This is a genomic window from Staphylococcus canis (genome assembly GCF_016238445.1).
GTDB classification, from domain to species: domain Bacteria; phylum Bacillota; class Bacilli; order Staphylococcales; family Staphylococcaceae; genus Staphylococcus; species Staphylococcus canis.
In genome coordinates, this window is the sequence record NZ_JABANU010000105.1 from 1 (window position 1) to 255 (window position 255).

The 255-nt window shown below is 31.8% G+C and carries 1 protein-coding gene; it reads left to right on the forward strand.

The annotated features are described in order from the left end of the window. Window positions 1–255: IS3 family transposase (locus tag HHH54_RS11115; RefSeq protein ID WP_198618834.1), on the forward strand; the 255-nt coding region annotated here is incomplete at both ends.

A 255-nucleotide genomic window follows, 5' to 3' on the forward strand; every position in this document is an offset into this window, starting at 1 on the left:
TACATTCTGATCAAGGTTGGCACTACCAGCATAAAGCTTGGGTAAAAGCGCTCAAAGACAATCATATATTTCAAAGTATGTCGCGTAAAGGGAACTGTTATGATAATTCTCCAATGGAGAATTTCTTCGGCCTATTAAAACAAGAGATGTTTTATGGAGAAGAATTTAATTCTTATGAAGAGTTGGAATTAGAAATCCACAAATATATCAATTACTATAATAACGTAAGAAGAAAAGTAAATTTAAAAGGCAAGA